The organism is Sulfitobacter profundi (assembly GCF_042661425.1).
In the GTDB taxonomy this organism is placed as follows: Bacteria; Pseudomonadota; Alphaproteobacteria; order Rhodobacterales; family Rhodobacteraceae; genus Sulfitobacter; species Sulfitobacter profundi.
Map to the genome: position 1 here is coordinate 2598493 of NZ_JBHSWA010000001.1, position 24757 is coordinate 2623249.

At 62.3% G+C, this 24757-nt stretch carries 17 protein-coding genes and 6 pseudogenes; 9 read left to right on the forward strand and 14 right to left on the reverse strand.

All coding sequences use genetic code 11. The features are described 5' to 3' along the window. Positions 1 to 60 precede the first annotated feature (60 nt). Positions 61 to 1745: pseudogene (locus ACFQAU_RS13560) on the forward strand (chloride channel protein). A 7-nt stretch (positions 1746 to 1752) separates the two neighbouring features. On the opposite strand, the gene ACFQAU_RS13565 reads toward ACFQAU_RS13560, so the two are convergent. From ACFQAU_RS13565 to cobT, 3 genes and pseudogenes are all read right to left on the reverse strand, one after another. Continuing rightward, positions 1753 to 2097 (reverse strand): DUF427 domain-containing protein, encoded by a 345-nt coding sequence (locus ACFQAU_RS13565; protein WP_120351367.1) that lies wholly within the window; start codon positions 2095 to 2097, stop codon positions 1753 to 1755. A gap of 32 nt (positions 2098 to 2129) precedes the next feature. Continuing rightward, a pseudogene (locus ACFQAU_RS13570) lies at positions 2130 to 3919 on the reverse strand (aminopeptidase P family protein). A 42-nt stretch (positions 3920 to 3961) separates the two neighbouring features. Beyond that, positions 3962 to 5835, reverse strand: a pseudogene (gene cobT, locus ACFQAU_RS13575) (cobaltochelatase subunit CobT). Between the two features lie 215 nt (positions 5836 to 6050). On the opposite strand from cobT, the gene ACFQAU_RS13580 reads away from it, so the two are divergent. Next, positions 6051 to 6896, forward strand: a complete 846-nt coding sequence (locus tag ACFQAU_RS13580; protein ID WP_132444482.1) for a PRC-barrel domain-containing protein — start codon at positions 6051 to 6053, stop codon at positions 6894 to 6896. 77 nt (positions 6897 to 6973) lie between these two features. On the opposite strand, the gene cobS is transcribed toward ACFQAU_RS13580, so the two are convergent. Both cobS and ACFQAU_RS13590 read right to left on the reverse strand, forming a co-directional pair. Further along, positions 6974 to 7960 carry a cobaltochelatase subunit CobS gene (cobS, locus tag ACFQAU_RS13585; RefSeq protein WP_067625494.1) on the reverse strand — a complete coding sequence of 329 codons (987 nt, stop codon included), beginning with the start codon at positions 7958 to 7960 and terminating at the stop codon, positions 6974 to 6976. Positions 7961 to 8090: 130 nt separating this feature from the next. Continuing rightward, entirely contained in the window at positions 8091 to 8717 is a 627-nt protein-coding gene (locus ACFQAU_RS13590) for a J domain-containing protein (RefSeq protein ID WP_067625492.1), read from the reverse strand. Between the two features lie 77 nt (positions 8718 to 8794). On the opposite strand from ACFQAU_RS13590, the gene ACFQAU_RS13595 reads away from it, so the two are divergent. Continuing rightward, the gene (locus ACFQAU_RS13595) at positions 8795 to 9052 is read left to right on the forward strand and encodes a BolA family protein (protein ID WP_132444483.1); all 258 of its coding nucleotides are present in this window, start codon (positions 8795 to 8797) and stop codon (positions 9050 to 9052) included. Between the two features lie 9 nt (positions 9053 to 9061). On the opposite strand, the gene ACFQAU_RS13600 is transcribed toward ACFQAU_RS13595, so the two are convergent. From ACFQAU_RS13600 to ACFQAU_RS13620, 5 genes are all read right to left on the reverse strand, one after another. Beyond that, the gene (locus ACFQAU_RS13600) at positions 9062 to 9571 is read right to left on the reverse strand and encodes a DUF4177 domain-containing protein (protein ID WP_132444484.1); all 510 of its coding nucleotides are present in this window, start codon (positions 9569 to 9571) and stop codon (positions 9062 to 9064) included. A 45-nt stretch (positions 9572 to 9616) separates the two neighbouring features. Beyond that, positions 9617 to 10102, reverse strand: coding sequence for a thioesterase family protein (locus tag ACFQAU_RS13605; RefSeq protein ID WP_132444485.1), 486 nt, complete (start codon positions 10100 to 10102; stop codon positions 9617 to 9619). Beyond that, positions 10099 to 11613 carry an Asp-tRNA(Asn)/Glu-tRNA(Gln) amidotransferase subunit GatB gene (gene gatB, locus ACFQAU_RS13610; protein ID WP_120351361.1) on the reverse strand — a complete coding sequence of 505 codons (1515 nt, stop codon included), beginning with the start codon at positions 11611 to 11613 and terminating at the stop codon, positions 10099 to 10101. Before gatB ends, ACFQAU_RS13605 begins: the two co-directional genes overlap by 4 nt. Positions 11614 to 11683: 70 nt before the next feature. Beyond that, positions 11684 to 12295 carry a hypothetical protein gene (locus ACFQAU_RS13615; protein ID WP_386282885.1) on the reverse strand — a complete coding sequence of 204 codons (612 nt, stop codon included), beginning with the start codon at positions 12293 to 12295 and terminating at the stop codon, positions 11684 to 11686. Further along, positions 12262 to 12957 (reverse strand): hypothetical protein, encoded by a 696-nt coding sequence (locus tag ACFQAU_RS13620; RefSeq protein ID WP_386282888.1) that lies wholly within the window; start codon positions 12955 to 12957, stop codon positions 12262 to 12264. Before ACFQAU_RS13620 ends, ACFQAU_RS13615 begins: the two co-directional genes overlap by 34 nt. Positions 12958 to 13210: 253 nt before the next feature. Between ACFQAU_RS13620 and ACFQAU_RS13625 the strand changes: the two genes are divergently transcribed. Continuing rightward, positions 13211 to 13807 (forward strand): lysozyme family protein, encoded by a 597-nt coding sequence (locus tag ACFQAU_RS13625; protein ID WP_386282891.1) that lies wholly within the window; start codon positions 13211 to 13213, stop codon positions 13805 to 13807. Positions 13808 to 13951: 144 nt separating this feature from the next. On the opposite strand, the gene ACFQAU_RS13630 is transcribed toward ACFQAU_RS13625, so the two are convergent. Together ACFQAU_RS13630 and pepN are read right to left on the reverse strand one after the other, a co-directional pair. Continuing rightward, positions 13952 to 14383, reverse strand: a complete 432-nt coding sequence (locus ACFQAU_RS13630; RefSeq protein WP_240791587.1) for a hypothetical protein — start codon at positions 14381 to 14383, stop codon at positions 13952 to 13954. Between the two features lie 22 nt (positions 14384 to 14405). Then, positions 14406 to 16963: pseudogene (pepN, locus tag ACFQAU_RS13635) on the reverse strand (aminopeptidase N). A gap of 103 nt (positions 16964 to 17066) precedes the next feature. Between pepN and ACFQAU_RS13640 the strand changes: the two are divergent. From ACFQAU_RS13640 to ACFQAU_RS13650, 3 genes and pseudogenes are all read left to right on the forward strand, one after another. Further along, positions 17067 to 17291, forward strand: coding sequence for a hypothetical protein (locus ACFQAU_RS13640; RefSeq protein WP_067938439.1), 225 nt, complete (start codon positions 17067 to 17069; stop codon positions 17289 to 17291). Positions 17292 to 17382: 91 nt separating this feature from the next. After that, a complete protein-coding gene (locus ACFQAU_RS13645) occupies positions 17383 to 19548 on the forward strand; it encodes a malate synthase G (RefSeq protein WP_132444487.1) in 2166 nt (721 codons plus the stop codon). 52 nt (positions 19549 to 19600) lie between these two features. Continuing rightward, a pseudogene (locus ACFQAU_RS13650) lies at positions 19601 to 20381 on the forward strand (gamma-glutamyl-gamma-aminobutyrate hydrolase family protein). Positions 20382 to 20653: 272 nt separating this feature from the next. On the opposite strand, the gene ACFQAU_RS13655 reads toward ACFQAU_RS13650, so the two are convergent. Next, a complete protein-coding gene (locus ACFQAU_RS13655; protein ID WP_386282896.1) occupies positions 20654 to 21184 on the reverse strand; it encodes a transposase in 531 nt (176 codons plus the stop codon). Positions 21185 to 21228: 44 nt separating this feature from the next. After that, positions 21229 to 21981 carry an SDR family NAD(P)-dependent oxidoreductase gene (locus ACFQAU_RS13660; protein ID WP_132444488.1) on the reverse strand — a complete coding sequence of 251 codons (753 nt, stop codon included), beginning with the start codon at positions 21979 to 21981 and terminating at the stop codon, positions 21229 to 21231. 233 nt (positions 21982 to 22214) lie between these two features. Here ACFQAU_RS13660 and ACFQAU_RS13665 point away from each other — a divergent pair, with 233 nt between their 5' ends. After that, the gene (locus ACFQAU_RS13665; protein ID WP_132444489.1) at positions 22215 to 22931 is read left to right on the forward strand and encodes a hypothetical protein; all 717 of its coding nucleotides are present in this window, start codon (positions 22215 to 22217) and stop codon (positions 22929 to 22931) included. Positions 22932 to 23172: 241 nt separating this feature from the next. Next, positions 23173 to 24746 (forward strand): annotated as a pseudogene (locus ACFQAU_RS13670) (Re/Si-specific NAD(P)(+) transhydrogenase subunit alpha). Positions 24747 to 24757: the final 11 nt, after the last annotated feature.

The window sequence follows — 24757 nt, forward strand, 5'->3', positions numbered from 1 at the left end:
GGCGGTTTTACCCAAGGTCAGCTTGCCCTAGACAGAAAGGGTCCAACTGGTCCAAGTCCCATGCCTCCGCAAGATAACGCATTCTTTTCCCAACAATTGCATCAGGCGCTCTGCGGCTGCAAGCAGGGCTGGAAGGTGCTGCGCACCCGGGGGCCGGGAAAGATCACCTTTTGGTTCATCGCGTTGTTGGTGGGCATTGCGGCGGGCTTCGCGGCCTTGTTCTTTCGCAAAGGGATCAACTGGTTACAGGCCACGCTTTACGGCACGGACGACGTGCAATTTCTGCACAGCTTTCTCGCCGGGTTGCCATGGTATTGGGTGGTGCTGATCCCCACGTTGGGCGGGCTACTTGTTGGGCTGATCCTGCACCGCTTTACCCGCGACGGGCGTGCCCGCAGCGTGGGCGATGTGATCCTCGGGGCCGCCCTGCACGACGGTCGGGTCGAAACTCGCGCCGGGGTGGCCTCGGCATTGGCCTCGCTTATCACTCTCTCGACGGGCGGCTCATCAGGCCGCGAAGGGCCGGTGGTGCATCTGGCCGCCGTGATCTCGACCAAGGTCAGCCGCTTTATCAAGGCCGATGGGATCACCGGGCGTGACCTTCTGGGCTGCGCGGTGGCGGCGGCGGTTTCCGCGAGCTTCAACGCCCCCATCGCGGGCGCGCTTTTCGCGCTCGAAGTCGTGCTGCGGCATTTCGCGGTCCATGCTTTCGCCCCTATCGTCATCGCTTCGGCTGCGGGCACGGTGATCAACCGGCTGGAGTTCGGCGGCTTGACCGAGTTCGTCTTGCCCAGCCTTGGGGATGTGCAATTTTACGTCGAACTGCCCGCCTTCCTGTTGCTGGGGCTGACCTGCGGTCTGGTCTCTGTCGTGCTGATGCGGTCAATCTTTTGGGCCGAGGATTTTGGCAACTACCTGCAAGCCCGGACCGGGCTGGCGCGTTGGCTGCGCCCGGCGGTGGCGGGGGCGATCCTTGGCATCATCGCTCTCTGGTTCCCGCATATCATCGGTGTCGGCTATGAGACGACCTCCCGCGCGCTGGTCGGCGAGCTGGTACTGCATGAGGTGATCATCTTCGCGGTTCTCAAAGTCGCCGCCGTCGCGATCACTCTGGGGGGCGGATGGGCGGCGGTGTCTTTTCGCCCTCGCTGATGGTGGGCGCGCTCACAGGGCTGGCCTTTGGTTTGATCGCCACCGGCGTTTTCCCTGAGATCTCCGGCTCTTCCTCGCTCTATGCGCTGGCGGGGATGGGCGCGGTGGCCGCCGCCGTGCTGGGCGCGCCGATCTCCACCACGCTGATCGTTTTCGAGATGACGGGCGACTGGCAAACCGGTCTGGCGGTGATGGTTGCCGTCAGCATGTCGACGGCGCTGGCCTCCCGTTTGGTCGACCGGTCGTTCTTCCTCACCCAGATGGAGCGGCGCGGCATTCATCTGGCCGCAGGCCCGCAGGCCTATCTGCTATCGATGTTCATGGTGGGCCGGATCATGCGCCGCCCCGATGACGAAGACGCGGCCTCGGAGGAGGCCTGTTGGGATTTGATCGACAAGGGCACCTATATCGACGGCAGCGCCACGCTAGAGGCCGCCTTGCCGTTGTTCGACCAGACCCATTCCAACTTCATCCCGGTGGTCACCCTCAGCGCCGATGCGCCGCCCGAACTGCTGGGCGCGCTGTTCCACGTCGATGCGCTGAAGGCCTATAATCGCGCCCTCGCCGCCACCGCGGCAGAGGAGCATTCCTGAGCCGCGCTCAGATACGTTCGATGGCGATTTCGTCCATCGGCGTGAAAGCCAGATACCCTTTGATCTCGGCTACATCCGCTTTCGGGTCTTCATAGGACCAGACGGCATCTTGCAAGGTACGGCTCTTGGTCACGACCGAGAAATAGCTGGCGTCGCCCTTGTAGGGGCAATGGCTGGTCTTGTCTGAGCCATCAAGGAAGGCCATCGCGATGTCGCCGCGCGGGAAATAGATGACCGGCGCGTGGTCCCCTTCGCGCAGCTCCAGCGCGTCTGTGGTCTCGCCCAGCACGGCCCCGCCAGCGCGAACAACCCATGTGCCTTGGGCCGGAGTAATCGTAATATGGTCGGACATGCCGTACCCCCTAGTTTACTGAAATCGGACGCTCATAGGGGCGCCGTTGCCGCATCCAACCACAGTTTTGTAACAGGTGATACCCGCGGCCCGATCTTTTCCGCAACGTCGCGGTGATAGGCGTTCAGCCAATCGCGCGCCTCGGGGCCAAGCGCCTCCACATCAATCAACCGCCGGTCAATCGGCACGAGCGTCAGGGTGCGCCAATCCAGCATCTTGCGATGCACGTCACCGCCGGGCAAGGCGGGGGCCTCCTGCACCACCAAAAGGTTCTCGATCCGAATGCCAAACGCCCCTTCGCGGTAATAACCCGGCTCATTGCTGAGGATCATACCCGGTAGCAGCGGCACATGGCTCATCCGGCTCAGCCGCTGCGGCCCCTCATGCACCGACAAGTAAGCGCCAACGCCATGCCCCAGACCATGATCAAAATCCTGCCCCGCCATCCAAAGCGGCAGACGCCCGAGCATCTCGATATCCCGCCCGGCCAGCCCGCGCGGCCACCGCAGACGGCTCATGGCGATCATGCCCGACAGCACCCGCGTAAAGGCGCTGCGGGCATCCTGATCGGGGCTGCCGATGGCAATGGTGCGGGTGATATCCGTGGTACCGTCAAGGTACTGACCGCCACTGTCGAGCACCAAGAGATGTCCCTCCTGCAGCAGGCTGTCGGTCTCCTCATTCACCCGGTAATGAATGATCGCCCCATTCGCCCCGCTGCCCGAGATCGTCTCGAAACTGATGTCGCGCAAGGACGGATCCCGGCGCCGCAGACCTTCCAACTGCCCCACCACCTGTGTTTCTGTGATCGTGCCGGGAGGCTGCGCATCCAGCCAGGCGAGCAGCTCCGCCATCGCCGCGCCATCGCGCAGGTGCGCCTCCGCCGCGCCTGCAATCTCAGCGTCATTCTTGCAGGCCTTGGGCAGGGCGCAGGGGTCTTCCCCGCCTGCGCGCGGTCCCCCAGCAGGTCCGCGAACAACACCGGCGCCGACTGCCGATCAAGCCGCACCGGCCCTTCCAACGCGCGCAGGGTATCAGGCAGGCCAGCGGGGTCATGCTGCACCACCTCCGGCCCCAAATGGTCCGCCACATCCGCCAATTTCTCGGCCGCCATAAACAGATCAACCCGCGCGTCGTCATGCAAAACGGCAAAGCCATGAGCCACGGGATTGCGCGGAATGTCCTGCCCGCGAATGTTCAACAACCAGTTGTGGCTGTCGGGAAGGGTGATCAACGCCGCCTTCTGCCCCGCCGCGCGCAGGTCTGCCGCCAAACGTTGCCGTTTGGCGGCATGGCTTTCCCCGGCAAAGCGCTCAGGGTGGGCCGCCACTTTGCCCATCGGTGCCGCAGGTTGGTTCTCCCAAACCCGGTCCACCATATTCTCGCTGCGTCGCAGCTCAATGCCAGAGCCCGCCAGCGCTTCCACCAAAAGGTCCATCTGTCCCGGCGTATGCAACATCGGGTCAAAACCAACCACACCGCCCTCAGGCAATTGGTCCTTCAACCAATCGGCCAAAGACAGCTCGGGCCAAGGCACAGGCGTAAAAACCTCCGCCACCTGCGCCTTGACCTGCGTGCGGTAACGCCCGTCGATAAAGACCCCCGCCACATCCCGCAGTGCCGCACAAAAGCCTGCCGATCCGGTAAATCCCGTCAGCCACGCCAAACGATCATCGCGCGGGGCGACATATTCCCCCTGATGCGCATCGGCGCGCGGCACCAAGAACCCATCCAAGCCTGCCCGCGCCAACTCCCTGCGCAGCGCTTCCAGCCGTGGCGGCCCCTGCTCAGGACGCGCGGTGACCTCGAAACTCTGGAACACACGCCCCTCCTTCATCCTTTTTCAAATACCGATCCCGCAGCTTCAGCCCACGCGACGCATGCCCATGACACGCGCCCGTTTCCGCGGGTCGCTGTCAAAGAGCGCGGCAAGCTGTTCGGTCATCGCCCCGGCCAACTGATCCACATCCGTAATCGTCACGGCGCGGTCGTAATAGCGCGTCACATCATGGCCGATGCCGATCGCCAAAAGCTCCACCGCGCGGCGCTTTTCAACCATCGCAATCACGTCGCGCAGATGTTTCTCAAGGTAATTGGCCGGGTTCACCGAAAGCGTGCTGTCATCCACCGGTGCCCCATCGGAAATCACCATAAGGATCTTGCGCGCCTCATGCCGTGCCAACATGCGCCGGTGCGCCCATTCTAGCGCTTCCCCGTCGATGTTCTCTTTCAACAGGCCTTCTTTCATCATCAAACCCAAGTGGTCGCGGGTCCGCCGCCATGGGGCATCAGCGGATTTGTAGATGATGTGGCGCAGGTCATTCAGGCGTCCCGGCTGGGCGGGGCGCCCGTCATTCAGCCATGCTTCGCGCGCCTGACCGCCCTTCCATGCGCGGGTGGTAAAGCCGAGGATCTCGACCTTGACGTTGCAGCGCTCCAGCGTGCGGGCCAGAACATCGGCGCAGATCGCGGCGATGGAGATGGGCCGCCCGCGCATAGAGCCGGAGTTGTCCAGCAGCAGCGTCACCACAGTGTCGCGGAACTCGGTGTCCTTCTCAACCTTGAAGCTGAGCGGCGTGGTGGGGTTGGCCACGACCCGCGCCAGACGGCCCGCGTCCAGCGTGCCTTCTTCTAGGTCGAACTCCCACGAACGGTTCTGCTGCGCTTGCAGTCGGCGTTGTAACTTGTTGGCCAAACGGCCCACAGCGCCTTTCAGCGGCTCAAGCTGCTGATCCAAATAGGCGCGCAGACGTTCCAGTTCGATCGGTTCGGCCAATTCCTCGGCCCCGATCACCTCGTCATGCTCGCCGAGATAGACGCGGTACTCAGGATCGGCATCAGAGACAGGGGCGGGGGCGGCGGGTCCATGGGCGCGTCGCCCTCGGGCATATCCGCCTCATCGCCCAACTCTTGATCTGCTTCGTCATCCATCGAGACCTGCGCCTGACTTTCGTCCTGCTGCTGCTCTTGAGAGTTTTCGGGCGTGCCTTCGGCCTCTTCCTCGTCCTGATCGTCTTGACCGGTGCTGTCGGGGTCTTGCTCCTCTTCGGAGCCCTCTTCGGCCTGATCCTCTTGCTCGTCGTCTTGGCTGTCGGGGTCGTCACCCAATTGGTCACCATAGCCAAGATCCGAGATCATCTTGCGCGCCAACCGCGCGAAATCGGCTTGATCGGCAAGGCTGCCGTCGATCCCCTCTAGGGTGCCGCCCGCCTGATCTTCGATAAAGCCGCGCCAGAGTTCCATGGCGTTCTCGGCCCCTGCGGGCAGGGGGCGACCCGTCGCCATATGACGCACCATATAGCCCGCCGCGACAGAGAGCGGCACGTCGCTGGCCTGTTTCGCCTGATCGTAGCCGCGGCGCAGGGCCTCGTGCTTGATCTTGACGTCGATATTGCCCGCGGTGCCGGGCATGTCGCGCGCGCCCATGGCCTCGCAACGGGCGGTTTCCATCGCCTCATAGAGTTCGCGCGCCATGTCGCCTTGCGGGGCATAGCGGGCGTGGGTGGCGGCATCATGATAGCGGCGGTTCAACGCCAGCGCATCGGCGGTGCCACGGGCCAGCAGAACCTCCTCTCGGGTCATCCGGCGGCTGACCTGAGGCAGGCGCATCGCGTCACCGGAAAGCCCTGACGGATCAACGGAGTAGCTGACGTTCAGCTCGGCGTCATCGGCCATCACTTTGGTGGCCTCTGCGAGGGCCTTTTTGAATGCGTCAGCGGGGTTGTCGGATTTCTTCATGAGCCCATGCCTCTGTCAGCTTCGACATGAGGTTTGGCAGGTTTTCGCGGAAGGGTCAAAGGGGCAGGGGCGCGCGGATCAATACGCCAGTTTCCGCCCATAGCACCCGCTGAGCGGGAACCCCCACCCGCAGATCGGCATTTCCCCAGCAGTCGACGCACCAGTGCCTCTCTGAACCCTGGCAGCAACGCGTCTCAGCAAGTAGGAGTAAGGAAATGACCAATTTTATGCAACATGCGAGCCGTCTGGCTATGATCGCAGTTTTGGGGGCCGCGCCTTTGGCCGCCACCGCACAGGATGCGACAAAACCCGCATCAGACGAAGCCACTGCCGAAGCGCCTCAGACCGATGAGGCGACACAGAGCAGCGAGGCCACGGCCAGCGATGATGCGGTAGAGGCCGACACCGAAACCGACACTGCCGAAGCGCCCGAAGGCGAAGCGGAATTGGAGGCCGACACGGCTGAAGCACCTGAAGCTGACGCCGATAAGGAGGCCGATACCGCAGGGGCACCTGACACGGACGCCGCGACTGACAGTGCCGAAGCACCGGCCACGACTGAGCCGATGACCGAAGACACGGCAGAGGCCCCGGCAACGGAGCCGTTGGGCGACACCGTTGCCCCCGCTGACACAACCGCCGAGGCGCCGTCAGAAGAGCCTGCAAAGCCGGTTGAAGGTCAGATCACCATGCAAAGCGAGAACACGATCCTCGCCGACGATCTGATTGGCAGCAATGTCTATTCCGACGCAGGTGAAAAGATCGGCGATGTAGATGACCTGATCGTCAATCTTGATGGCACCGTCGAAGGTGTCGTGATCGGTGTCGGTGGTTTCCTCGGCATGGGTGAAAAATGGGTTGCCGTGAAAATGGACAGCCTGTCGACCATGACTGACGAAAGCGGCACGCTGCGTCTGGTATCCTCGGCCACGAAGACCGACCTTGAAGCCGCAGAGGCCTTTAAAACCGCGCAGGATATGGAAGCCGAGCAGCAAGCGCTTGAAAACGCTGCCCCGCAAGACCCCAACGCGGTCACCACTGAGCCCGCACCTGTCAACTAAGTACGGGGCCACAGCCTGAACGATAAAGGGGCGCTGATATCAGCGCCCCTTTATTCTTGGTTGGTGGTGTAAACGGCTTAGCCCAAGCTGAGGCTGGCCGCGCTTTCGGGCAGTTCCTCGTCAAACAGACGCTGGTAGAACTCGGCCACGGTCTGGCGCTCCAACTCATCGCATTTGTTGAGGAAGGACAGCCGGAAAGCATAGCCGACATTGCGGAAAATTTCAGCGTTCTGGGCCCATGCGATCACGGTACGGGGCGACATCACGGTGGACAGTTCGCCGTTCATGAAGGCGGTCCGCGTGAGGTCCGCCACAGTCACCATCTGCTTGAGGGTCTTGCGGCCCTTCTCGGTATTGTAATGCGGGTTTTTGGCCAGCACGATGGCGGTCTCGGCGTCGATGCTGAGGTAGTTCAGCGTGGCCACGAGCGACCAACGGTCCATCTGCGCTTGGTTGATCTGCTGGGTGCCGTGATAAAGCCCGGTGGTATCGCCCAATCCCACGGTGTTGGCCGTGGCAAAGAGGCGGAAATAGGGGTGCGGAGTGATGATCTCGTTCTGGTCCATCAGCGTCAGCTTGCCGTCATGCTCAAGCACGCGCTGGATCACGAACATCACATCGGCGCGGCCCGCGTCATATTCGTCAAAGACGATGGCGGTCGGGTTGCGCAGCGCCCAAGGCAGGATGCCCTCGTGAAATTCGGTGACCTGCTTGCCGTCGCGCAGTTTGATCGCGTCCTTGCCGATCAGGTCGATCCGGCTGATGTGACTGTCGAGGTTGACGCGCACGGTGGGCCAGTTCAGCAGCGCGGCGACCTGTTCGATATGGGTCGATTTGCCAGTGCCGTGGTAGCCTTGGATCATGACGCGGCGGTTGTGTGTGAACCCTGCGAGGATCGCCAACGTGGTGTCAGGATCAAACTTATAGGTGCTGTCGATGTCCGGCACGCGGCTGGTGCGCTGCGGGAAGCCTTTGACGACCATATCGGTGTCGATGCCAAAGACATCGCGCACCGAGAGTTCTTCGGTGGGTTTCATGTCGTGTTCCAGTGCACCGTCGGCCATCGCTCGTCATCCTTTTCCTTAGGCGCGCGGTCGGGGCCGCGCGCGTATCTGGTGCAACATATCGTGCATATCCGCAAGGGGAAGGGGCAACTGGCATTATCCGCAACCGGCCGCTGGTCCGGTTGTGGGATCAGTCCTTGAAGTTGCGGCTGCCCTTGATTTGATCCCATGCCCAGACGACTAGCTGCAACTGCTCTTCCTGACTGCGGTCGCCGCCGTTCATATCGGGGTGCAGCACTTTGATCAGCGCTTTGTAGGCTTTGCGGACCTCGGGTTTGGTCCATGTGTCCTTGGCTTCGAGAATCTCGATCGCGCGGCGCTCGGTCGGGGGCAGGCGGCGGCCCGCTTGCTGGCCCTTGCCGGGGTTCTGGGTCGCGTTCTTGCCCAAAACCTGATGCGGGTCTTCGATGCCGAGGCGGGCCCATGCACGCTGCTCGGGGTCGCCGAGCGGCTTGGTGGCGCGTTCCCAGACCTTGTCCTTGGACATCTGAGCGTTCAACTCCGCCTCGGTGGTGCCGTCAAAGAAGCTCCACTTCGCGTTGTATTCGCGGACGTGTTGCTGGCAGAACCAGAAGTAATCATCCAGCACATCGGGGGCCTTGGGCGCGCGGAACTTGCCCGGCTCGTCGCAGCCCTCATGGTCGCAAATCCGGGTCGAGGTTTCCGACGCACCGGACATGCCGCGGCGGCCGCGGGGGTTTTTCTTTTTGGAGGACGACACGGACATGTCGAATCCGAAGGGATCAGCTTTTGGCATGTGGATAGACCTTTCCGACTCAGGCCGGTCACCATATACCCTGCGTCGCAGGATTGAAGGGGGCCGAGGTAAAAAACATGTCGACAACACAAGAGATTTCAGACCGGCTGGAAGCCGCTTTTGCGCCGCGAGAATTGGATGTGGTAGATGACAGCGAAAGCCATCGCGGTCATGCCGGGTTTCAAGAAGGGGGCGAAAGCCACTTTAACGTGCGCATCCGCTCAGAGCGTTTCAAGGGTCAGAACCGGCTGGCGCGGCACCGTGCGGTGCACAATGCCTTGGGGCCGGATCTGATGGGGCGCATTCATGCGCTGGCGCTTGATCTGGACGAATAAGGCCCGCGTTTAGCGCTTTGATTTGTCGTCGTTTTCGTCGGATTTATCCGGCGAAGAAACGTCCGGCGCTTGCTCTGTCGCGGTGCCGGAGAGGAACGCAGGTGGCGTTGCCAGCTTGGCGGGTTCCTCTTTGGCGGGCTCCACCTTTGTAGGGGCGTCGTCGTCGGGCGTGATAGTGGCGGGCGCATCGGCCTGAAGCGCCGTCTCGTCGCCCTCAATTGTGGCGGACAATGCAGGCGTTGCAGCGGCGGGGGGCAGCAGATCGCCGTCCTCTGGCTGGCTGCTCGCGCTGGCCAAGCGGCGGAACACCAGCACATTGCGCCACTCGGTGGTGGTCGAGGTCAGGCCAGAGCGTTCTTGCGAGGGCAATGTCTCGGCCCGCTGGTACTCCCAGCCCTCGGCGGCCTGTTCGTTCAGGCACTCTTCCAACGTATTGGCAAAGCGCGCTTCGGGGGCTTTCAGACCTTTGGCTTTCTGCCCTTTGGTGGGGGCGGGAAGGATCTTGTATTCGTAGCGCATAGGGGCCTCGGCTGGGTTGGCGACATGAGCCGCGTCAGGTGAGTTTCAGGCGGATTTGCGGCGGATGCCGATGCGGCGACCGGCCCGCGCCGGTGTGGGCAATTTGGCATGGCTGCGGCGCATCGCGTCAAGACGTGTCAGGATATGCTGCGGCATCGGGGCGACACGCGGGCCGGATTGGTCCACATGCAGCGTTAACCCTTCGGCGGTGGCGGCGAGCCAACCGTCGACGTGCCACAGCTCTTGAAAGCTGTGAAACCGTTTCTCGTCATGGTCGAGCAATTGGAAGGTGGTGTAGACGCGGTCACCCTCATGCAATTCGCGCAGGTAGCAGACGTGGAATTCGGCCACATAGGTGGTGCAGCCCGTGTGCTGGTATTCTGGCCCCAGACCGATTTCGCCATAGGCTTGGTCAACGCCCTGATCGAACAGGACGTTGTAATAGGCCATGTTCAAATGACCATTGAAATCAATCCATTCGGGGAGAACCTTCACCTCGCTCGAACGAAAGGGGGCCGGGGTCTCACTCATTGCTGGGCGAGCTTGCGCGACACGATTTCGTTGACGGCCTTGGGGTTGGCCTTGCCGCCCGTGGCTTTCATCACCTGACCGACGAACCAACCCGCGAGCTTCGGGTTCTGCTGCGCCTTGGCGACCTGATCGGGGTTGGCGGCAATGATTTCATCTACAGCGGTTTCAATCGCCCCGGTGTCTGTGACCTGCTTGAGGCCCTCAGTCTCCACGATCTCTGCCGGGTCGCGGCCAGTTGTGTAGGTGATTTCAAAGACTTCCTTGGCGATCTTGCCGGAAATCGCATCTGACGCGATTAGATCGACGATGCTGCCAAGCTGCGCCGGGGTGACCGGGCTTTCGGTGATGCCCTTGTCGTCTTTCTTGAGACGCCCGAAGAGTTCGTTGATCACCCAGTTCGCCGCCATCTTGCCATCGCGCCCCTGCGCCACGGCCTCAAAGTAGCCCGCGCTGTCGAGATCGGCGGTCAGCACGGAAGCGTCATAGTCGCTCAGGCCAAAGTCACCGATGAAACGCGCTTTCTTCTGGTCCGGCAGTTCCGGCAGGTTTGCGGCAATCTCGTCCACCCATGCCTGCTCAATCTCAAGCGGCAGCAGATCGGGGTCGGGGAAATAGCGGTAGTCATGCGCCTCTTCTTTGGAGCGCATGGAGCGGGTTTCTTGCTTGTCTGGGTCGAAAAGGCGCGTTTCCTGCACCACTTCGCCACCGGCTTCGACAATCGCGATCTGGCGTTTGGCTTCGACTTCGATGGCCTGCTGGATAAAGCGCATGGAGTTCATGTTCTTGATCTCGCAGCGGGTGCCCAGATGGCTGAAATCCTGTGTCTCTTGGTACTTCTCGTACTGGCCCACGCGGCAGATCGACACGTTCACGTCAGCACGCATCGCGCCGGACTGCATGTCGCCGTTGCAGGTGCCGAGATAGCGCAGGATTTGGCGCAGTTTGCCAAGGTAGGCGGCGGCCTCTTCGGGGCCGCGAATGTCGGGGCGCGAGACGATCTCCATCAGGCAGACGCCGGTACGGTTGAGATCGACGAAAGACATATTCGGGTCCATATCGTGGATCGACTTGCCCGCGTCCTGTTCCATGTGGATGCGCTCGATCCGCACGAGCCGCGCGGTGCCGTCGCCAATCTCGACCAGCACTTCGCCTTCGCCCACGATGGGCTCATAAAGCTGGCTGATCTGATATCCCTGCGGCAAGTCGGGGTAGAAGTAGTTCTTGCGGTCGAAGGCGGACTTCAGGTTGATCTCGGCCTTGAGGCCCAGCCCGGTGCGCACGGCCTGTTCGACGCAATATTCGTTGATCACCGGCAGCATGCCGGGCATCGCGGCATCGACGAAGGCCACATTGCTGTTGGGCTCCGCGCCGAATTTGGTCGAGGCGCCGGAGAAGAGTTTCGCGTTCGACGCGACCTGCGCGTGCACCTCCATCCCGATGACCAGTTCCCAGTCATGTTTGGCACCGGCAATCACGCGCGGTTTCGGGGTGTCGTAACTCAGATCAAGCATCGCGGCCGCCTTCGGTCAATTGGAACTTGGCCGGTCATACTGGAGCGCACCACGCGCTTCAAGAGGCAGGCTAGCCCGGCATGGCAATCTGGCGGCGGCCTTCGGTGAAAATGACCCGTTTGCCCGCTTCGATCTCGCCTTGGAACAGGCCGGTGATGATGCGCATCGCCTCATCCCGGCCCGAGGCGGCAAAGCGCCGGGCGGAGCGGACGCGCAGGTTGTTGTCGAAGCCGCGTGCAGCATGGGCCCATAGCAGCGGGTGCAGTTCCGTCATATGATCCCGGACGATCCAGCGGGCGCAATCGGCGATCTCGGCGCGCACGGCCCCTGCGGCATCTTCGGACGGGGTGGCCTGACCGATGGCGCTGGCACAATAGGCGGCCAATAGGTTGGCGGTGTGCGGATCGGGGCGACGCGCGAGGATATCGCGCAGCCCTTCGATGAAAAACGGCACATCAAGATTGGCACAGGCCCGCGCATCGCAGCTGATCGCGTCGAATTGCACCCATGTATAGCCGCCCGCGCCCCATGTCTCTTCGGTCCGCGCGGCAGTGCGACGGGCCTCGAGTTCCAATTGGTCATATGAGCCATGCCACCGCGGCAGAAGGTGGTTGCCCATGGCCCGCATGGGGCGCGGGTTTTCGGGGTTCAGGTCGATGAGCCGGGCGTAGCGGTCGGCCACGGCGCGGGCGTCACCGCCGGTTCCCCCAGTAGGGCACAGTGCGTCGCCGCGAGCAGGGGCGAGGCGGCTGTGTCCTTGTCGAATGGCGCGAGGATTTGCTCCGCGCGTTCAAAATGCGCCGCAAAGGCCGCGTGGTTGCGGGCGGGCACGTCGCTGTCCCAGCCCGTCCCGCGCCAAGCCCAGCCGATGTCCATATGCGCTTGGGCCACGATGGCCGCAATCACGGGGCTTTCGGCATGGTCGGCGAGCACATGTTCCAAGGCTTCGATCCCGGCCATCAGCGGGGCGTCGCTGGCCGGTTTGCCGTCATAGAGCGCATGTTCGGCAGCAAGAATCACATCCGCCCGCGCGCCAAAGGCCATCAGTTCGGCCACCGGCATGGCACCCGGTGTCATTTCGCGGCGCATATCGGCGTCATGCAGCAGGGTTGCCATCTCATCCCAGCGTTCTTGGCGCACCAGCCATTGCGCGCGGTATTGGTGGCGGTCGCGCTGCATCTCTTCGGCGGTGGGGTCGGGGCAGGAAATGCGCAGCAAGGCGTCGCGCGGCGCACGGCGGCGCAGCAGCGGCATTTCCAGCGGTTCAAGCTCGGGCGCTTGGGGCGCGGGTTTGCCAAAGAACCCCTGCAAGGCGGACGGGATCATATGCGAGAGTTTCTTCATCTGGGGCCGGTCCTGCCTGCTATTTATCGATGATTTAGGTTTGACCGGGCAATGGGGCGGAACCGTGTCCGGGGTGCGGAGCTTTCGGGAAAATTCTGCAGCGGGGGCGGGCATGAAAGCGTAACCACAGGCCACAATCTGGCATCTGGGCGGCGCGCTGTTTCCCGATCAGAGGAAATCTGCCGATCCTGCGGGGCCGTCATGCTTGCCAACCGCGCTTTGGGGCGGTCTTATGCGCGCCATGAGACCTGCCATGATTGCCCTGCTGCTCTGCACAAGCCCCACATTGCTTTGGGCCGAGCTTCCCAAACAGCCCGCCCCTGTGGTGGAGGTGGATAACGTGGTGCAGACCGCCGCGACCTCTTTGTCTTTCCCCGATGCGGTGGAGGCTGACGAGGAACCGCCCGCGCTTGAAACCGCGCCGTTCACCACAACGCTGCGCCCGCCTGCGCGCCCGGGCAATCTGCCGCGCACGCGCTGGCAACATATGCGGGGGCATTCGCTTTGGACGCGGGCCGCTATTTCGGCGCTCAAGTCGCATGGCAAGCCTTTGGTCGATATGGTGCCTGCCGATATCGAAAGCTGGTGCCCGGCCTATCCGAACGCATCCGAGAGCCAGCGGCGCGCCTTTTGGGTCGGCTTTATGTCGACGCTGGCGAAACATGAAAGCACCTATCGGTCTTGGGCCGTGGGTGGGGGCGGTCGGTGGTATGGGCTGTTGCAAATCCTGCCGGGCACGGCGCGCGGCTATAAGTGTAACGTCGGCAGCGGTGATGCGCTCAAGAACGGGGCGGCGATCTCAGCTGTGCCGTGCGGATCATGGCGACGACGGTGCCGCGGGACGGGGTGATTGCCGGAAACGGCAAGCGCGGTGTCGGGGCCGATTGGGGGCCGATGCGCAGTGCGTCCAAACGGGCGGATATGTCTCGCTGGCTTCGGCAGCAGTCCTATTGCAAACCGTTGAACGCGACACGGCCCCGCAGCCGTCCGTAAATCATTGGATCAGCGTGAAGTGGTGCCGCTCTGTGGTGATGCCGCGCGCATGTAGCGCGGTTTCCAGTGCGCGGTGCGGTGGGGTGGCCTCGAAGGGCAGTTTGATCTTGCGGCCCGTCTTTAGAATGACTGTGGCGCGGACCGACATATCAAGCCGAGTATCAAGCCGCACGCGGTCGATCTGCGCCAGTGCAATTTTCGCGTCACGCTTGCCGGTGACCCATGACAGATTGTCGGTGTCTAGCGTCAAGCCGCTGCTCGGATTGGTGAAAAGCTCCCAAAGCGCAGGCAGGGTGAAGAGCCCCAGCAGCCCCACAAGCCAGCCCGAAGCATCAAGCCAGAGCCACCCCGCGCCGAGGGCCGCCCAGATCGCGGGCAACACCAGCAGGGCCGTCCGGCTGCGGGCATGGCGGCGGTAGGTATAGGCCGCCATGCTTTCTGTCTGGGGTGCCGCGTCAGGCACCGCGAATGCGGCTAAGCATCTCTGACGTGTCCCGGCTGAGGTCGGGGCTGGCGAGGATGCGGTCCAGTTGCGTCTCGATCATCCCTTGCCGCGTCGCGTCGTAGCGCCGCCATGTCTGGAAGGCCGAACACATCCGCGCCGTGGTCTGCGGGTTCACCGGGTCGAGTTTGATCAGCCAGTCGGCCAGCAGCGCGTAGCCTTTGCCGCTTTCGTGGTGGAACCCGGCATGGTGCATTGCAAGGCTGCCAAAGACCGCGCGGAAGCGGTTGGGGTTCTTCCAATTGAAATCCGCGTGCTGGGTGAGTTTGCGCGCCACCTCGGCGGCCTCTTCCGGCGCGGCTTGGCTGACTTGCAGCCCGAACCATTTGTCCATCACCAAACGGTCATCGCGCCACTGGGCCTCGAAATCCTCCAACGCCTTGTCGCCATGGCCTGCGCGCAGCAATGCGGCCAGTGCGCTGAGTTGCTGGGTCATGTTGTTGGCCTGATCGTACTGCGCCTGCGCGCGCTCTGGCCCCTGCACGCGGGTCAGCAAGGCAAGGGCGGTATTTGTCAGAGCACGTTTGCCCGATTGCGCGGCATTGGGTTGGTAGGGGGCGTCGACCTTATGCCGATCGTAAAGCTCGCTCAGCAGCGGGGCAAAACGCTCGGCCATGGCATCGCGCGTGGCTTCCACCGCCTGATGGATCGCCGCCGGATCCGGGGTCTTGCCCGCGTCATGAAGGGTGCTGGCCAAATCGGCATGGCTGGGCAGGCCCAGCATCAGCGCGCGGTAGGCAGGCTCCAGCGCCTCATCCTCCAGCACCGCCCGCAATGCTGCGAGCCATTCGTCATCCGGCGCGCTGTCTTCGGTGATCGTGGCCAGCAAGGATTGCCGCGCCAAGATGCGCCCGGCCTCCCACCGGTTGAACGGATCGCTGTCATGGGCAAGCAGCAGCAGGCGCTCTTCTTTCGAGAGGTCTTGATCCAGCACCACCGGAGCGGAGAAGCCCCGCAGCACCGAGGCCACCGGGCGCGCATCCAGCCCGTCGAAGGCAAAGCTCTGCTCCGCTTCGGTCATTTCAAGCACGCGAGAGGGGGCCACTTCGGCCCCGTCCGCGCCGATCAAACCCACGGTGATGGGCAGAACCTGCGGCTTGGGCTCAGGCGTGGCGGCGCTGGGCGGGGTGTGCTGATTGAAGGTCAGCGTGAAGATGCCTTTGCCCGCGTCCCATGCCTCTGTCACCGACAGATGCGGCGTGCCCGCCTGCGCATACCAGCGTTTGAACTGGGTAAGGTCACGGCCCGTGGTGTCTTCGAACACCTTTAGCCAATCTTCGATCGTTGCCGCATCGCCGTCGTGACGCTCGAAATAGAGGTTCAGCGCTTTGGCATAGGCGTCATCGCCCACCAATGTTTTGAGCATGCCGATCACCTCGGCGCCTTTCTCATAAACGGTGGCGGTGTAAAAGTTGTTAATTTCCTGAAAGCTTTCGGGCCGTACCGGATGGGCCAGCGGGCCATGATCTTCGGCGAACTGGCGCCCGCGCAGGTCGATCACATCGCTGATGCGTTTCACCGCTGGGGACCGCATGTCGGAGGTGAACTGGCTGTCACGGTAGACGGTCAGTCCTTCCTTGAGGCAAAGCTGGAACCAATCGCGGCAGGTGATGCGGTTGCCGGTCCAATTGTGGAAATACTCATGGGCGATGATCGCTTCGATCCGCTCGAAATTGTCATCCGTAGAGGTCTCGGGTGAGGCAAGCACGGCGGCGGAGTTAAAAATGTTCAGCCCCTTGTTCTCCATCGCGCCCATGTTGAAGTCATCCACCGCGACGATGTTGAAAATATCGAGGTCATATTCGCGGCCATAGACATCTTCGTCCCATTTCATCGACGCCTTCAGCGCCTCCATCCCAAAGGCGCATTTGCCCTCATCACCGGGACGGACATAAAGATTCAGATCGACTTCGCGGCCCGACATGGTGGTGAAGCGATCGGAATGGGCGACCAAATCGCCCGCCACCAGCGCGAAAAGATACGCAGGTTTGGGCCATGGGTCGTGCCATTCGGCGTGGTTCTGCCCCTGCGCCACCGGGTTGCCGTTGGACAGCAAGACAGGATGCGGCCCGTTGATGGTGACGGTAAAGACACTCATCACATCGGGGCGGTCTGGATAATAGGTGATCTTGCGAAAGCCTTCGGCCTCGCATTGGGTGCAATACATGCCGCCCGACATATAAAGCCCTTCAAGGGCGGTGTTGCCCTTGGGATCAATCTCAACCTCGGCTTCCCAGATAAAGGGGCCGTCTGGCACATCACAGGTCAAACCCCGCTCCGTCACCTTCGGGGAGGCGGGCTTGCCGTCAATCTGCGCGGAAATCAGCGAGAGTTCTTCTCCGTGAAGGAAGAATTCCGCCGTCTGCGCCGCAGGATTTGGGCGAAAGGCGATGCGGCTTTTGACCCGCGTCTTGTGGGGATCAAGCTCAAAGGTCAGTGCCACCTCATCCACAAGGAAGCCGAACGGCTGATAGTCGCTGAGATAGATCGTTTGGGGGTGGCGTCGCGCATTGGGCCTCCAGTCGGGGGAACGTAATTGGTCTGGGAAAGGTTATGTCTCTAGAAGGCGGCCTGCAAGCCGAGCCGCCCCAACTTCGAGCAATGAGGTGTATCCATGTCCGCCCCCGACAACGATACCGAAACGCAGAAGAAACGTCATCGCCCCGCTTTGATCGGTATCAAAACCGCTATCATCGCGGGCGCGCTATTGATGATCGCTGGCATCGTTTACGCGGTGTTGCAGGCCACCGACCCCTCGCCAGAAGGAGAGGTGCAGCCCGTGGACGGCCCGGCGGACGCCGAGCCTGTGATCGCCACCCCAGAACCGACGGTAAAATAACGCCGTGCCTCGCCGTCCTTCACGCGCTTGCGCCGCTTTGCCTTTCTGCTAGACATTTCGCAAAGGTATTCAGCGCGGGAGAGGGCAGAGAATGACGGGTAGAATTGACAAAAACGGTTTGCAGGTAGGCCCCGAACTGGTTGAGTTCATTGAGGGATCGGCCCTGCCGGGCACCGATGTAGAAGCGGATGTTTTTTGGGCGGGCCTGTCGGACCTCGTGCATGATCTGGGGCCGAAGAACCGCGCGCTGCTCGAGAAACGTGCCGAGCTTCAGGCCAAAATCGACGACTGGCACCGCACCCGCGCGGGTCAGCCGCACGACGCGGAAAGCTATACCGCATTCCTGCGCGAGATTGGTTACCTCTTGCCCGAAGGGCCAGATTTTCAGATCGAAACGCAGAACGTCGACCCCGAGATCGCGCAGGTGCCCGGGCCGCAGCTTGTGGTGCCAATCACCAATGCTCGTTTCGCGCTCAACGCCGCCAATGCGCGCTGGGGGAGCCTTTATGATGCGTTCTACGGCACCGATGCGCTGGGTGATTTGCCGATGGGCAAGGGGTATGACGCCGACCGTGGTGCGCGGGTGGTGTCGCAGGCAAAAGCTTTCTTGGATGACGCGGTGCCGCTCTCTGCGGGCAGCCACGCAGATTTGGCGGGCTACCGCGTTGTGGACGGGCATCTCGAAGGTGTGATGTCTCAGGATGCGGCCCCCTGCGGTTTGGCCGATCCGGCGCAGTTTGCAGGCTACCGGGGCGCGGCAGAAGCGCCAGATGCGATCCTCTTGCGCAACAACGGGCTGCATATTGAGATCAAGATCGACCCGGACCATGCGATTGGCAAAGACGATCCCGCCAGCGTCGCCGATGTGGTCATCGAATCCGCGCTGTCGACCATCATGGACTGCGAAGACAGCGTCGCGGCGGTGGACGCCGAGGACAAGGTGCTGGCCTATGGCAACTGGCTGGGGCTGATGAAGGGCGATCTTGCAGAAACCTTTGAAAAGGGTGGCCAGACCGTCACCCGCCGCATGGCCGATGATCGGAGCTTTACCGCGCCGGATGGCGGTGAAGTGACGCTGAAGGGCCGCTCTTTGATGCTGGTTCGCAATGTCGGACATCTGATGACCAATCCCGCCGTGCTCGACCGCGCGGGGCATGAGATCGGCGAAGGGCTGATGGATGCCATGATCACCACATTGATCGCGATCCACGACCTTAAGCGCGAAGGCGGCAATTCGGTCACCGGCAGCGTCTATGTGGTGAAACCCAAGATGCATGGACCCGAGGAAGTGGCCTTTGCCGATGAGATTTTCACCCATGTGGAAAAGACGCTCGGCCTGCCGCAATATACCGTGAAGCTGGGCATCATGGACGAAGAGCGCCGCACTAGCGCGAACCTCGCGGAATGTATCCGGGCCGCGAAACATCGTGTGGCCTTTATCAACACCGGTTTTCTTGACCGCACAGGGGACGAAATCCACACCAGCATGGAAGCCGGGCCGATGGTGCCCAAGGGCGAGATGAAGAACAGCGCTTGGATCGCTGCCTACGAAGACCGCAACGTCGACATAGGCCTGGCCTGCGGATTGCAGGGGCGGGCGCAGATCGGCAAGGGCATGTGGGCCATGCCCGACCGCATGGCCGAGATGCTGGAGGCCAAGATCGGCCACCCCCAATCCGGTGCGAATTGCGCATGGGTGCCATCGCCCACGGCGGCCACGCTACATGCCACACATTACCACAAGGTTAACGTGTTGGCGCGGCAAGAAGAGATCAAAGCGGGCGGCGCGCGCGGCACGCTCGACGCGCTGTTGACCATCCCGGTGCTGGAAGGCCGCAACCTCAGCACCGAAGAAATCACCCGCGAGATTGAGAACAATGCGCAGGGTATTTTGGGGTATGTCGTCCGCTGGATTGATCAAGGGGTCGGCTGCTCCAAAGTGCCCGACATCAACGACGTGGGCCTGATGGAAGACCGCGCCACCTGCCGCATCTCGGCCCAAGCGCTGGCGAATTGGCTGCATCACGGCGTCATCAGCCGCGAAGAAGCCGAGGCTGCGCTTAAAAAAATGGCAGCCGTGGTGGACCGTCAAAACGAGGGCGATCCCAGCTATCGTCCCATGGCGCCCGGCTTTGACGGGGTGGCCTTTCAGGCCGCTTGCGATCTGGTGCTGAAGGGGCGCGAACAGCCCTCGGGCTATACCGAACCGGTGCTGCACGCGCGGCGTTTGGAGTTGAAGGCGCAGAGCCGAGGTTGAGGCCGCGGCGCGAAGCGCCTATGTTCGGGCCATGGTGAAAAAGAGGTAACTCATGGCCCGACCCGTCGTTGGTATCATTGGCAATTCCTACCTGCTGAACGATCAATACCCCGTCCACGCGGGCGGGCAGATGAACACCGAAGCGATTGCCGAGGTGTCGGGCTGCCTGCCGCTGATCGTGCCGAGCGATCCGCGCTTTGTCTCGGTCGAGGAATTGCTGGAGGTCTGCGACGGCTTTTTGCTGACCGGCGGGCGCCCCAATGTGCATCCCGAAGAATACGGTGAACCCGAGACAGAGGCCCATGGTGCTTTTGACCGCGCCCGCGATGCCGTGGCGCTGGCGCTGGTGCGCGCCTGTGTGGCGCGCGGCCAACCGTTCCTCGGGCTGTGCCGCGGCTTTCAAGAGGTGAACGTGGCGATGGGCGGGTCGCTCTACCCTGAGATCGCGAGCTGCCCGGGCGGATGAACCACCGGATGCCCCCGATGGCACCATGGAAGAGAAATTCGAGCTGCGCCATGATGTGAGCTTTACCGAAGGCGGTGTTTTCCATCACGTGATGGGGGCATCGAAGGTGCTGACCAACACGCTGCACGGGCAGGGGATCAAGGAACCCGGCCCGCGCGTGGTGATCGACGGCCACGCGGACGACGGCACGCCCGAGGCGATCTACATCAAAGACGCGCCGGGCTTTACCCTCGCGGTGCAATGGCATCCTGAGTGGAACGCGGCCAGTGACCCGGTCTCGCGCCCGTTGTTTGAACATTTCGGTGCCGCGGTGCGGGCTTGGGCCGCGGATGGCTCGGCCCTGCCGGTGATGACTGCCGCGCAATAGAACTGGGCGGCTGACCGCGCGGGTCTCACGGGGCGCGCGCGGCCCTCACTGAATGAGCGCGGGCCGCGCATATTGCGGGCGCTGTCGGGTTGATACCTCTCTTGCGGGGATGCCGCGCGCAGTGCCGCATGACGAGACGACCGCAACCCCCTGTCGAAAACGGGCCATGAAAGATGGGGCCACGATACCGGCTGCCACTGTGATCTGCCGCCAAGCAAGTCAACTGTGCAGGCGGTTCGGGGGCGCGGGTGTCATCATGTGACTGAGCGGCGTTACATCATCGTCCAAGACCGCCTCCTCCGCCGGATGGTCCGCCCTCCGATCCTGCGGCGGGACCTCACGAGAAAAGGCGCGGGAATAGGAACTGTAGGGCCACCCCTCTGGTCGCTGACAATATCCTGCATGCACCGGGCTGAGGTGCACCAGATCGCAGTGCCGCTCGAAATCCGCGTGATCGCGTATCCGATGCTCCCAAAAACGCCGCTGCCATATCCCCTTCTCCCTCCGTTTGATCTGCTGCAGGCTGCGATGTGGGGCTGGGGGAGGTGTCTGGAAAAGCGCCCCTTCCACATGCCGATGCGGTTGCCGTAGTCATTATCATTCGGGGGCAGGGTCCAAACCGTGTGGATCACATCCGGTAGGACCGCGATGGCATCAATCCGGAACGGCCTGCGCGCCAAAGTCTCGCGCATCGCTTGGCGCAGGGCCGTGATATGCCGCAACAGCGCATCATCGTCCCGCTTCGCCAGACGCAGGGTAAAGAAATAGCAATTCGGGCCATAGGGTGAAACGCGGTCTCTCATGGCCCCATGTTTGGCGCAGCTTGGTTAAACTCCCCTTAACGCTGCTACATCTGCCCGCCCGCAATCTCGATCGACTGGCCGTTGACGCTTTCCGAGCCTTCGCCAACCAGCCAAGCCGCTGCCGCCGCCACTTCAGACGGGGCGATCAGGCGTTTGTGGCGGTTGGCGTTGACCATGACATCACGTGCCTTTTCCTCGGACAGCCCGGCGCGGTTGGAGATCGCTTGAGTATTGCGCGCGATGATCTCGGTATCGACATAGCCGGGGCAGAGGGCGTTGAAGGTAAAGGGCTGGCCCATGTAATCCTCACTAAGCGAGCGGATCAGCCCGATCATCCCGTGTTTCGAGGCCGAGTAGCAGGCCGCCCCCGGCAGCCCGCGCAGCCCCGCCATGGAGGACACCGCGATCACCCGGCCCCAATCGGTCTGGCGCATGGATTTCAGGCTCTCGCGGATGGTGAGAAAGGCGCCATCGAGATTGGTCGCCATCATGTCGCGCCAGAAATCGAGGTCGGTTTTATGCAGCGATCGCCCCTCGGCCACGCCTGCGTTTGCCACGCAGATTTGCACCGGCCCGTTGGCCTCTACCGCGCGGGCGATCGTGTCGATGACCTGCGCCTCGTCGCGGACATCCATCGCCATGCCGGTGATGCCATTGCCCGACACTGCGTCAAGCACCTCCTGCCGCCGCCCGGTGATGGTGACCCGCGCCCCCTTGGCCGCCAGATCCTGCGCGATGGCGAGCCCGATGCCGGTGCCTCCGCCGGTGATGAATGCGTGTTTGTCTTGCAATGTCATAATGCCTCCCATTTGCGGGCAGGGTGGCGCGCTGGCGGCGGCAGGACAAGAGGCAGCTTCGGATGATGGGGCGTTATTTGAGGGGCAGCACAGGCGAGGGGCGCAGGGTAGTGGCGGCGCAGACACAATTATCTGGGGCGGGCACAGCCACCCTTGCAGCCGCGCGAACATTCCCTCACAGGTTGCAGCAGGTAACCTGATCACAGGGCCTTGTTTTGTATTGGAGCAGTATCATGAATTTTTCGCAAATTTCCTCACTGGCGCTGGCCGCGTCCTTTGCATTGGGCGCGACAACGGCAGGCGCCGTCGAAGTCACCGGCGGGTCGGTCGGGCTGTCTTATTCGGCCTTCGCCGAAGACACCGATTTTAACCACTGGGGTCTCGAAGGCGCGATGGAACTGGGGTTCAACCGCGATTTCAGCCTGCAAATCGATGCCGCCTATCATGATTTTGGCTTTACCGATATCGACAGCACGCTGCTGGGTCTGCACGGCATCTATCACCTGAACGACGCGACCTCTTTCGGCGCTTTCTACACCTTTGAAGACGTCGAAGGCGATGAGGCCGATATCTTTGGGATCGAGGCTGGCTATGAAGTCCGCGAATGGGAGTTCGAGGGCTATATCGCCAATGTCGCCACGGATCTGGGCGATGCCACGCTTGGCGGTATCAAAGCCCGCTATGAGATGCAGGAGGGCTTTGGCCTGACAGGCTCTTATGACATGGCCGACGATGACACCGGCGATCTGTCCCGGTTCGCAATCCGTCTTGACCGCGACGTATCGGTTAACACCAACCTGTTCCTTGAGGTCGGCTCGGCCAAGGCCGAAGCGGGCGGCGTGAACGTCTCTGAACCCTTCGTCGGTTTGGGCGGCGAGATCGCCTTTGGTGCAGATCGTGGGACCACCTTTGACCAGCGCGGGTTGGCCCGGCTGATCCCCGGTCTCTGATACCCACGCATTGGGTCGGCGATTTGGTATGGCCTTCGGGCCATGCCATTGGCGCGGTGTAGAACGGCTGTTCTATCTCCGCTCCGAAAACAGCAAACCGTTCTCTCGGTGTCGCAGCGCAGCAATTTTGCTCCGTTTCACGTAGCGGTTTGCTTGTACTATTGCTGCGCGCGCGCTATCGCTCTGACTAACAAAGTTGCGCCAAAGCGGCGTGACGGGCCAGCAAAGGGGGACTCTTGGTTTGAAGATCGGGACACCAAAGGAAATATTTGAGGGCGAGAACCGGGTCGCAATGACGCCGGACAGCGCGCTGCAACTGCAAAAGCTTGGGCATACATGCGTCATCGAAACCGGCGCCGGTGCGGCTGCGGGCTTTGACGATGCCGCATATGAGGGCGCAGGCGTCGAGGTGGTGAACACCGCCGCTGCTCTCTACAAGGCCGCCGATGTGGTTGCCAAGGTGCGCCCGCCGTCTGACGCCGAGGTTAAGCGCCTGCGCGCGGGCCAGACGCTCATTTCCATGTTCAACCCTGCGGGCAACAAAGATCTGATGGAGGCCGCCGCCGCCAAAGGCGCGACCGTCATGGCGATGGACATGGTGCCGCGCATCAGCCGTGCCCAGAAGATGGACGCGCTGTCTTCCATGGCCAATATCGCGGGCTACCGTGCAGTCATTGAGGCGGGCAACAACTTTGGCCGTTTCTTCACCGGTCAGATCACGGCGGCGGGCAAGGTGCCCCCGGCCAAGGTGCTGGTCGTCGGCGCGGGTGTTGCGGGTCTTGCCGCCATCGGCACATCGACCTCGCTGGGTGCCATCACGCTCGCTTTCGACGTGCGCCCCGAAGTGGCCGAACAGGTCGATCGATGGGCGCTGAGTTTGTCTATCTCGACTTTGAAGAAGAACAGGCCGATGGGTCGGCTTCGGGCGGTTATGCCTCTGTTTCCTCGCCCGAATTCCGCGAAGCGCAATTGGCCAAGTTCCGCGAATTGGCGCCTGATGTGGACATCGTCATCACCACGGCGCTGATCCCCAACCGCGAAGCACCCGAGCTTTGGACCGAGGACATGGTGCAGGCGATGAAGCCCGGCTCCGTGATCGTCGATCTCGCGGCAGAGAAGGGCGGCAACTGCAAGCTCACCAAGATGGACGAGAAGATCGTCACCGACAACGGTGTCACGATCATCGGTTATACCGATTTCCCCTCGCGCATGGCGACGCAGGCTTCGACACTTTACGCCACCAACATCCGCCACCTGATGACGGATCTGACGCCCGAGAAAGACGGTGTCATCAACCACGATATGGAAGATGACGTGATCCGGGGCGCGACCATCACCCACGAAAAAGAAGTGACCTTCCCACCGCCACCGCCCAAGGTCGCAGCCATCGCGGCCGCGCCGAAGAAGGAAAAGGTTAAAGAAAAGACCCCGGAAGAGAAACGGGCTGACGAATTGGCTGCTTTCAAAGCGCAGACCAAGAACCAAGTCACGCTCTTGGCCGTAGGCGCGGCGCTGCTGCTCGGTGTCGGCCTCGTCGCACCCGCCAGCTTCATGCAGCACTTCATCGTCTTCGTTCTGGCGGTCTTTGTCGGTTTCCAAGTCATCTGGGGCGTGGCGCACAGCCTGCACACGCCACTGATGGCGGTGACCAACGCGATCTCCTCGATCATCATTCTGGGCGCGCTGATGCAGATCGGCTCTGGCTCGTGGCTGGTGATCCTTCTTGCTGCCTTGTCGGTCTTCATGTGTGGGATCAACATTTTCGGCGGCTTCCTCGTGACACGGCGCATGCTCGCCATGTTCCAGAAATCCTGAAGGAGCGAGCA

Coding starts and splice junctions, on each gene's coding strand:
- ACFQAU_RS13565 (WP_120351367.1), bottom strand. CDS start 2,097: ATGTCCGACCATATTACGATTACTCCGGCCCAAGGCACATGGGTTGTT.
- ACFQAU_RS13580 (WP_132444482.1), top strand. CDS start 6,051: ATGACCAATTTTATGCAACATGCGAGCCGTCTGGCTATGATCGCAGTT.
- cobS (WP_067625494.1), bottom strand. CDS start 7,960: ATGGCCGACGGTGCACTGGAACACGACATGAAACCCACCGAAGAACTC.
- ACFQAU_RS13590 (WP_067625492.1), bottom strand. CDS start 8,717: ATGCCAAAAGCTGATCCCTTCGGATTCGACATGTCCGTGTCGTCCTCC.
- ACFQAU_RS13595 (WP_132444483.1), top strand. CDS start 8,795: ATGTCGACAACACAAGAGATTTCAGACCGGCTGGAAGCCGCTTTTGCG.
- ACFQAU_RS13600 (WP_132444484.1), bottom strand. CDS start 9,571: ATGCGCTACGAATACAAGATCCTTCCCGCCCCCACCAAAGGGCAGAAA.
- ACFQAU_RS13605 (WP_132444485.1), bottom strand. CDS start 10,102: ATGAGTGAGACCCCGGCCCCCTTTCGTTCGAGCGAGGTGAAGGTTCTC.
- gatB (WP_120351361.1), bottom strand. CDS start 11,613: ATGCTTGATCTGAGTTACGACACCCCGAAACCGCGCGTGATTGCCGGT.
- ACFQAU_RS13620 (WP_386282888.1), bottom strand. CDS start 12,957: ATGAAGAAACTCTCGCATATGATCCCGTCCGCCTTGCAGGGGTTCTTT.
- ACFQAU_RS13625 (WP_386282891.1), top strand. CDS start 13,211: ATGATTGCCCTGCTGCTCTGCACAAGCCCCACATTGCTTTGGGCCGAG.
- ACFQAU_RS13630 (WP_240791587.1), bottom strand. CDS start 14,383: ATGGCGGCCTATACCTACCGCCGCCATGCCCGCAGCCGGACGGCCCTG.
- ACFQAU_RS13640 (WP_067938439.1), top strand. CDS start 17,067: ATGTCCGCCCCCGACAACGATACCGAAACGCAGAAGAAACGTCATCGC.
- ACFQAU_RS13645 (WP_132444487.1), top strand. CDS start 17,383: ATGACGGGTAGAATTGACAAAAACGGTTTGCAGGTAGGCCCCGAACTG.
- ACFQAU_RS13655 (WP_386282896.1), bottom strand. CDS start 21,184: ATGAGAGACCGCGTTTCACCCTATGGCCCGAATTGCTATTTCTTTACC.
- ACFQAU_RS13660 (WP_132444488.1), bottom strand. CDS start 21,981: ATGACATTGCAAGACAAACACGCATTCATCACCGGCGGAGGCACCGGC.
- ACFQAU_RS13665 (WP_132444489.1), top strand. CDS start 22,215: ATGAATTTTTCGCAAATTTCCTCACTGGCGCTGGCCGCGTCCTTTGCA.